This window comes from Kurthia populi (assembly GCF_042686175.1).
GTDB classification, from domain to species: Bacteria; Bacillota; Bacilli; order Bacillales_A; family Planococcaceae; genus Kurthia; species Kurthia populi.
In genome coordinates this window covers 1-7,297 of record NZ_JBHUOR010000006.1, presented here as the reverse complement: position 1 = coordinate 7,297, position 7,297 = coordinate 1, and the positions used below count along the sequence as shown (strand labels likewise).

The 7,297-nt window shown below is 40.9% G+C and carries 6 protein-coding genes, 10 tRNA genes and 1 other RNA gene; 13 read left to right on the top strand and 4 right to left on the bottom strand.

What is annotated here, in order from left to right:
- Positions 1-26: 26 nt before the first annotated feature.
- From ACFSY7_RS01015 to ACFSY7_RS00970, 10 genes are all read left to right on the top strand, one after another.
- Positions 27-102 (top strand) — tRNA-Val (locus tag ACFSY7_RS01015).
- 5 nt (positions 103-107) lie between these two features.
- Positions 108-181 (top strand) — tRNA-Trp (locus ACFSY7_RS01010).
- A 15-nt stretch (positions 182-196) separates the two neighbouring features.
- Positions 197-272, top strand: a tRNA-His gene (locus ACFSY7_RS01005).
- A gap of 16 nt (positions 273-288) precedes the next feature.
- A tRNA-Gly gene (locus ACFSY7_RS01000) sits at positions 289-363 on the top strand.
- A 3-nt stretch (positions 364-366) separates the two neighbouring features.
- Positions 367-442: transfer RNA gene (locus tag ACFSY7_RS00995), tRNA-Ala, on the top strand.
- 18 nt (positions 443-460) lie between these two features.
- Positions 461-553 (top strand) — tRNA-Ser (locus ACFSY7_RS00990).
- A 46-nt stretch (positions 554-599) separates the two neighbouring features.
- Positions 600-676, top strand: a tRNA-Asn gene (locus tag ACFSY7_RS00985).
- 3 nt (positions 677-679) lie between these two features.
- Positions 680-770: transfer RNA gene (locus tag ACFSY7_RS00980), tRNA-Ser, on the top strand.
- A 22-nt stretch (positions 771-792) separates the two neighbouring features.
- Positions 793-864: transfer RNA gene (locus tag ACFSY7_RS00975), tRNA-Glu, on the top strand.
- A 17-nt stretch (positions 865-881) separates the two neighbouring features.
- Positions 882-939 (top strand) — tRNA-Lys (locus tag ACFSY7_RS00970).
- Between the two features lie 129 nt (positions 940-1,068).
- Here the strand turns inward: ACFSY7_RS00970 and ssrS are convergent.
- Positions 1,069-1,260: non-coding RNA, 6S RNA (ssrS, locus tag ACFSY7_RS00965), on the bottom strand.
- Between the two features lie 82 nt (positions 1,261-1,342).
- A complete protein-coding gene (locus ACFSY7_RS00960; protein ID WP_020188951.1) occupies positions 1,343-1,972 on the bottom strand; it encodes a YfbR-like 5'-deoxynucleotidase in 630 nt (209 codons plus the stop codon).
- A 124-nt stretch (positions 1,973-2,096) separates the two neighbouring features.
- On the opposite strand from ACFSY7_RS00960, the gene ACFSY7_RS00955 reads away from it, so the two are divergent.
- A complete protein-coding gene (locus ACFSY7_RS00955; RefSeq protein WP_380146495.1) occupies positions 2,097-2,534 on the top strand; it encodes a hypothetical protein in 438 nt (145 codons plus the stop codon).
- Positions 2,535-2,583: 49 nt separating this feature from the next.
- Here ACFSY7_RS00955 and pbp4 read toward each other — a convergent pair whose 3' ends face one another.
- Positions 2,584-4,587, bottom strand: coding sequence for a penicillin-binding protein PBP4(5) (gene pbp4, locus ACFSY7_RS00950; protein ID WP_380146494.1), 2,004 nt, complete (start codon positions 4,585-4,587; stop codon positions 2,584-2,586).
- A gap of 242 nt (positions 4,588-4,829) precedes the next feature.
- On the opposite strand from pbp4, the gene ACFSY7_RS00945 reads away from it, so the two are divergent.
- Both ACFSY7_RS00945 and ACFSY7_RS00940 read left to right on the top strand, forming a co-directional pair.
- Entirely contained in the window at positions 4,830-5,219 is a 390-nt protein-coding gene (locus ACFSY7_RS00945; RefSeq protein ID WP_020188955.1) for a helix-turn-helix domain-containing protein, read from the top strand.
- 101 nt (positions 5,220-5,320) lie between these two features.
- Positions 5,321-6,433, top strand: a complete 1,113-nt coding sequence (locus ACFSY7_RS00940; RefSeq protein ID WP_380146493.1) for an amidohydrolase — start codon at positions 5,321-5,323, stop codon at positions 6,431-6,433.
- A gap of 132 nt (positions 6,434-6,565) precedes the next feature.
- On the opposite strand, the gene ACFSY7_RS00935 is transcribed toward ACFSY7_RS00940, so the two are convergent.
- On the bottom strand, positions 6,566-7,297 hold a 732-nt coding region (locus ACFSY7_RS00935), incomplete at its 5' end, for an RNA-guided endonuclease TnpB family protein (protein ID WP_380146492.1).

The following is a 7,297-nucleotide window of genomic DNA, read 5'->3' as shown; positions in this document are numbered from 1 at the left end:
GGACGTTGCTAGGCTATTATAATATCGGAGGATTAGCTCAGCTGGGAGAGCACCTGCCTTACAAGCAGGGGGTCGGCGGTTCGATCCCGTCATCCTCCACCATTTACAGGGGCATAGTTCAACGGTAGAATAGAGGTCTCCAAAACCTTTGGTGTGGGTTCGATTCCTACTGCCCCTGCCAATTAATTATATTATGGCGATTGTGGTGAAGTGGTTAACACACCGGATTGTGGTTCCGGCATTCGTGGGTTCGATCCCCATCAGTCGCCCCATTTTTATTTTTTATATGCGGAAGTAGTTCAGTGGTAGAACATCACCTTGCCAAGGTGGGGGTCGCGAGTTCGAACCTCGTCTTCCGCTCCATATGGGGCCTTAGCTCAGCTGGGAGAGCGCCTGCCTTGCACGCAGGAGGTCAGCGGTTCGATCCCGCTAGGCTCCACCAATTTTATATTTTTATGTTGGAGGTATACCCAAGTCTGGCTGAAGGGATTGGTCTTGAAAACCAACAGGCGGGTCAAACCGCGCGGGGGTTCGAATCCCTCTACCTCCTCCATTTTTTTATTTTTAATTTAATATNCCATTTTTTAAATATTATTTATTCCGTTGTAGCTCAGTTGGTAGTAGCATCTGACTGTTAATCAGAGGGTCGCAGGTTCGAGTCCTGCCAACGGAGCCATATGGAGTAGTACTCAAGAGGCTGAAGAGGCGCCCCTGCTAAGGGTGTAGGTCGGGTAACCGGCGCGGAGGTTCAAATCCTCTCTACTCCACCATTTTTATAGTTTTTTGATAGTCGGCCCCTTGGTCAAGCGGTTAAGACACCGCCCTTTCACGGCGGTAACACGGGTTCGAATCCCGTAGGGGTCATTTTCATATGCCGGTGTAGCTCAGTTGGTAGAGCATCTGACTTTTAATCAGAGGGTCGCTGGTTCGAATCCTGCATGACTCATATTAAGCGAGTGCAAATTGCATTCGCTTTTTTTGTGCGCTTAAATAGTAAATCATATTTTTTAGATGTAAACAAAAAAGGGCACCCTACACAATTGTGTAGGGTGCCCCATACGTTTAAAATAAGAAGCCGCTTTTGCCGTAAGTCATTACATTGAAAGTTTTAAACCACCACTCCTCAAAGTGGGTGTTTGCAAAGAGTTTCATGTTCGTCCTAACGATTCCGCTAGGCATACCAGTCCGCTCTCTATCTTAAACTCCCTATTACAGATCAAAGGTTAAAACTTAATATTATTACGTACAATGCAGCCTGTATTAATACTATACTGCAACAATGCTTTTTGTGCAACATAGTTGCTTCGTTAAAAAAGTGTAAAAAAAAGAGTGTAGCGATTTGCTACGCTTCTTTCATTACCTCATGTGTTAATTTTGTTATATCAATTGTTGTATCTTCATTGAGTACATCATTTAAGATGACATCTCGGAAGTAGGCAACACTTGGTTTAAGATCAATTTTTAAAATTCGTTTTAATGCCTGCTGATACATATTAATAAACTCATGATCATTATTTCCACGTTTTAGCTCTGCAAAGGACTCATAGAATTGATCCAGCTTATCTGCAAATTCAAGAAGGCGTCCCTCAATTGTCGCGTCCTTACCTTCTTTTAAGCGCTCTTTGAAGACAGTTTTGAATTCTTCGGGTATTTCACGTGTAATGAAATCCTCCACCATTTTATGTTCAACATGTGCAATCATTTCTTTTAGTTCAGGAGAAGAATGTTTTACAGGCGTTTTAATATCGCCTATGAATACTTCGCCATAATCATGATTAATGGTTTTTTCATATAATGATTTCCAGTTAATCGTTGCACCATTATTTTCTTCAATAGTTGCAAAAACGAGCGCATATTGAGATACTTTCCATGAGTGGGCGGCAACGTTATGTTCCTCGAATTTAAAGCGACCAGGGCAACGAATGATTCTTTCTAAGTCATTTAAGCTCATAAAAAATTTGTGAATTCCCATATAACTTCTCTCCCTTCAATCTCTTTCTGTAATTAAACTATACCCTATTTTCATAAAATAAAACGGTGGCTTACATAGGCTTTAGAAAAGCTTAACAGCATCTTTACAAACGAGGAGGATTAAAATGTTTTATGATTTTATTGTGTATTTACATGTGATTGGAGCCATTTTATCGATTGGTCCATTTTTCGTCTTATTTCCGTTAATGAAACGAATGCAATATGAACAAGATATGGCTGTATTAAAAGGTCATGTGGATGCATTTAGCTTGGCGATTCAAGTAGTAAAGCATGCAGGGCATTTTTTAGTGGGCTTTGGTATTTTGGCTGTGTTATTAGGCGGCTATCCATGGACAACACCATGGATTTTAGTGACGATTATCTTATTAATCAGCTCCGTTATTTATTTAGCACGTGCCTTTAAACCAACGCTACGTACGTTTGGAACGGATGCGTTTAATCAACAGCGCTTCGTACGAAAGCTGCGCAAGGCTGTGTGGATTTACGTTGTGCTGCTTTTTATTATGCTATGGCTAATGGTGACAAAGCCGAGGTTTTGGTGAAAACAAAAAGAAGGAATCCGCCTTGGCGTGATTCCTTCTTTTTGTATAATTATTTTTCTAACACAGGGATAAGCGATTTTGATAATTCGATAGCTGAACGACCTGTTTTCTTATGATCCTCAACGATTGTCAGTAATAAATAATCTTCTTTATCGGCATTAAAGACGAGCACGAAGCTATTTTCTGTACCGTCATAGACACCTTGCTTTTGCTTGATTTCGGCAGTACCTGTTTTTGCTGCTAAGTTGTATGGCAAGCTTTTGAGCGTATTACCTGTTCCGCCCTTATGCTTGATTACTTGTTGCATCGCAGCGCGCACTTTATGTGCAGACTCAGCACTGACTGCCTGCGTCATTTTTACTTTTGTTCCTTTGACAAGGCGTGGATAGGTCATTTTGCCATCGTTTGCAAAGGCTGTATAGGATACGGCCTGTTGAATAGGGGACATTAATACTTGCCCTTGCCCATATGCTGTATCTGCTAGTAGGATATCAGAATTGAATGTTTTTTCATTTGAAATTTGTGCGGCCTTCATTGAAATCGGTAAATTAAAATCTTTTCCGAACGCAAATTTATTGAAGCCCTCGCGTAATTTCTTTTCACCCATTTCAAGCCCTTCTTTAGCAAAGAAAATATTGTCTGAGTAGATGAGTGCACTCTTATAATCAACGTTTGAGACATCGTCATGTAAACGTGTCACATAGTAAGAGCCCCATTCAGAGCTTTCTTGCCATTTCAACCCTTTAATTTTATGCGTTTTTGTTTCAGTCATTGTACCATTATCTAGACCGACTGCAGCAGTTACCGTTTTTAAGGTCGAGCCCGGCGCATAACGCTGTGCAAAGCGCGTCAGGAATGGCATATTTTCATCATCTGCATATTCTGCATAATCTTCTTGAGAAATACCACGCACCATCTTATTTGGATCATACGATGGCTTGCTTACTAAGGCATTTAGGTCGCCTGTTTTCGGATTAATGACAACCGATGAGCCTGTCGCATCTTCAAGGGCCTTAAATGCCGCCTTTTGTGTTTTAGAATTAATTGTTAAATAAATCGTTTGACCGTCTGTGCGTTCGGCATTTAATAATACATCGCGGACACGACCACTAGAAGTGACCAATGAAATTTGTCCACCATCGACACCACGAAGCTCTTTGTCGAATGTTTTTTCAAGTCCACTTTTACCGATTGTATCATCTTGATTTAACGCTTTATTCTTTTTCAAATCCTCATCGGTCACTGTGCCTGTATAGCCGATTAAATGTGCAGCTGCTTCACCTAGTGGATAGTAGCGCATATCCTTTGAGCTGTACTTTACGCCATCTAAATCTTTGGCTTCCTTCATATCGATCACCTTAATTGGGACGAAAAGATTGTCGCGTACCCAAGACTGCGCTAATTTTTTCTCTAATGTTTCTACGCTTACGTCAAATGCTTTTGAAATAGCCTTTAAATTTTTATCGCGTGTTTTGCCTTCACCTAGGCCACTCGGTAAAATACCCATTTGATAAAAAGGTGCATTCGTTGCGAGTGGTTGGTCATCTTGGTCGACGATTTGTCCGCGTTCTGCCCGGTCAATCGTGTATGAAATTTTGTCGGTGCTTTGCATATGAGGGAAAATTAATGTTGGGTTCCACTTGATTTTATAGTTGCCGTCATTTTCAATAAGTGGCGCGCTATAGTTCATGCTCGCCATTTTGCCAAGTGCTGTTTCGAGCGTCATCGTATACGTCATCATATAGTGGTCTTTTTTTAATTCCTCGACCTTCATATTGGCTATTTTAATATCCTTTGCACCAATGCCTTTAAAAATGGTGTTGTATTTTTCGACAAGGCTTTCTTCAGTGAAATCATTGTCCGTAATGGAAGCATTCGTTACAAGTGAAGGAATGTCAGCAAACTGCTGTTTTTCTAAGAGTGTCTTCCATGCGTCTGCAGCATCTTGTCTTGCAGTAGTTTCTTTATTATTTAACATCATATTGATAATTAAAACTACGACAATAACGACGGCGATGCCGAGGAGACTTTTTATTATCATGCTTTTCTTCATCGAAATACCCTCCTTATCTCTTATTATCAGACATTTGTACATAAAAATCATTGATTATTTTGTGTCAATTATACTATTAATGAAAAAAGTGAAAGAAATAGCTAAAAAAATTAAAAAAATTCTACTTTAAACTTCTATTTTGTTTTAAAATAAAGGAAATAGTATCCATATGTCGAATGTAATGACTAGGGCTATACAGTTTCTTCCATAAAAGATGAGGAAACGAGGAGGGAGGATAAAGAATGTTTAATGCAAAACAGTTTGGAGAGCAATTAAAATCATTGCGTGAGACAAGCAATCATTCGATGCTATCATTAGCAAAGCAGATTGGAACATCCGCAAGTCGTATTAAGAGTTGGGAAGTTGGGGAAAGCGTACCTTCTGCAAAATGGATTGTAAAGCTGAGCCAAGCATTGGCGATTTCAACGGACGAACTCTTATTAAACCAAACGACGGAGGACGGCTTGCCGCTACTATCAGATGTAACGAAAAGTCGCAATTCATTGTTGCGTGATTTGAACGAATTAGTACAGCATTTACCGAAACAAGATTTAATGGAATTATACGTTTTGGCTGAGGTGAAGCAAAAGAGTCACACATCGACAGAGGAGATTGAGATTTTACGTGCTTGATTATTAACGAGAAAACGGATGTGCAACAGTGCATTGCCGTTTTCTTTTTTTTTCGTTCGATGTATAGTAGAAATTGAGTTTTCAACATAAGGAGAATTTTTATGACAATCGAACAACAGATTTTAGAATGGTTCAACCATTTTCATACACATGCAGAAATTAGCTGGAAAGAAGTCGAAACGACAAAAAAACTAGCGTCTATTTTAGATGACCTTGGCGTCGAATATCGTTTATTTGGTGATGTCACAGGTTTAGTGGCAGAGATTGGTGAAGGCGAAGAATGCGTAGCGGTTCGTGCCGATATTGATGCCCTTTGGCAGGAAGTAAACGGTGAATGGCAGGCGAATCATTCATGCGGTCACGATGCGAACATGGCGATGGTGCTAGGCGCCTTATTACGTCTAAAAGATGAGCCACTACAACATCGCGTGCGCTTTATTTTCCAACCAGCAGAGGAAATGGGCAACGGTGCAGTCGCAGCATTTGAGCACGGTGCAGTCGACGGTGTCTCTCATTTATTCGGCGTTCACCTACGTCCAATTGATGAAATTCCATTTGGTAAAGTAACACCTGCTATGCATCACGGCGCAGCATATTTTTTAACAGGAACGATCCAAGGTGTGGATGCACATGGTGCGCGTCCTCACCAAGGTAAAAATGCCATTGATGTCATTATGGCCATTCAACAAATGCTCCAATCACTTCATGTTTCACCATTTACGCCACATTCTGCGAAGCTGACAAAAATCGTTGCAGATGGTGGGAGTGTCAATATTATTCCAGGCGCAGCCAGCTTTTCAATGGATGTACGTGCACAGGATAATGCAACACTTGATACGATGCAGCAACATATCGAGCGAGGTCTTGCGGCGATTCGCACGCAGTTTGACATTGATTTACAATGGGATTGGGTGGATTATACGCCGGGTGCAGTCGTATCAGATGAAGCGGCTGACATTGCTGAAAAAGCCATTACAGCTGTTTGTGGCAGTGATGCATTAGCGCCTCATATTTTCACACCAGGTAGTGATGACTTCCATTTCTATACGGTGAAAAAGCCTGAGTTAAAAGCGACGATGATTGGCATCGGTTCTGATTTAGCACCAGGGCTGCATCATCCGTATATGACGTTTAATCATGATGCGCTAAATCTGGCATCGAACGTATTAGCGGAAACATTAAAAACAGCAATTCCATCAAAATTATATAATTGAACTACCCCCACTTAGCCGTTCTTCGAACGTTGCTTGAAGTGGGCGATTCCTACGAACAGTGCTTGCTTGTTTCCAGTTGCTCGAAACAGCGGCTTCACTTTTTTTAGTAGGCTATCCCCGTCGTTCCTACGGTTATTGCTTTAAAAGTCTTAACCCTTCGATTAAGATATTCTTACTTGCATTAATATCTCGGTCTAGTGTCGTACCACAAGCTGAACAAGTCCACTCACGAATATCCAATGGTTTCTTGCCATCTCGATGACCACAGGCATGACAAAGTTGGCTCGATGGGAAAAATCTGTCGATTTCAACAATTTTTCGACCGAACCATTTCGCCTTATACATCAGTTTTTGTACAAAAGAAGACCATGACACATCACGAATCGCTTTCGCTAACTTATGATTTTTCAACATGCCTTTTGTGTTTAAATCTTCAAGACAGATGACGTCATAGTGACGAATCAATACCGTTGACAGTTTATTTAAAAAATCTTCACGTTGAAAAGCAACACGCTCACGCAAACGAGCCACTTTACGACGTTGCTTTTGATAGTTCATGCACTCACGTAAATCACGACCCTCTTTTTTCGCTTGCTCGTAGCGACGGGATAATTTGCGTTGCTCACGTTTTAACTTCTGCTCCATTTTGGCTGTAAAGCGTTGGTTATCCACTTTACGTCCATCGGACAGAATCGCAAAATCGGTGATACCTAAATCAATTCCTACAGCTTCATTTGTTTTAGGGAATGGTTTGAAGTCTGGTACTTCGCATTGGACAGACACGTAAAACGTACCACTCGCATTGTATTTAATGGTTGCGCGCATAATGCGACCTTCAATATTACGCGACTTCGCAAATTTTAC

What these genes read in the sequence shown, in the direction of transcription:
- ACFSY7_RS00960 (WP_020188951.1), bottom strand. Translation starts at nt 1,972, where the DNA reads ATGGGAATTCACAAATTTTTTATGAGCTTAAATGACTTAGAAAGAATC.
- ACFSY7_RS00955 (WP_380146495.1), top strand. Translation starts at nt 2,097, where the DNA reads ATGTTTTATGATTTTATTGTGTATTTACATGTGATTGGAGCCATTTTA.
- pbp4 (WP_380146494.1), bottom strand. Translation starts at nt 4,587, where the DNA reads ATGAAGAAAAGCATGATAATAAAAAGTCTCCTCGGCATCGCCGTCGTT.
- ACFSY7_RS00945 (WP_020188955.1), top strand. Translation starts at nt 4,830, where the DNA reads ATGTTTAATGCAAAACAGTTTGGAGAGCAATTAAAATCATTGCGTGAG.
- ACFSY7_RS00940 (WP_380146493.1), top strand. Translation starts at nt 5,321, where the DNA reads ATGACAATCGAACAACAGATTTTAGAATGGTTCAACCATTTTCATACA.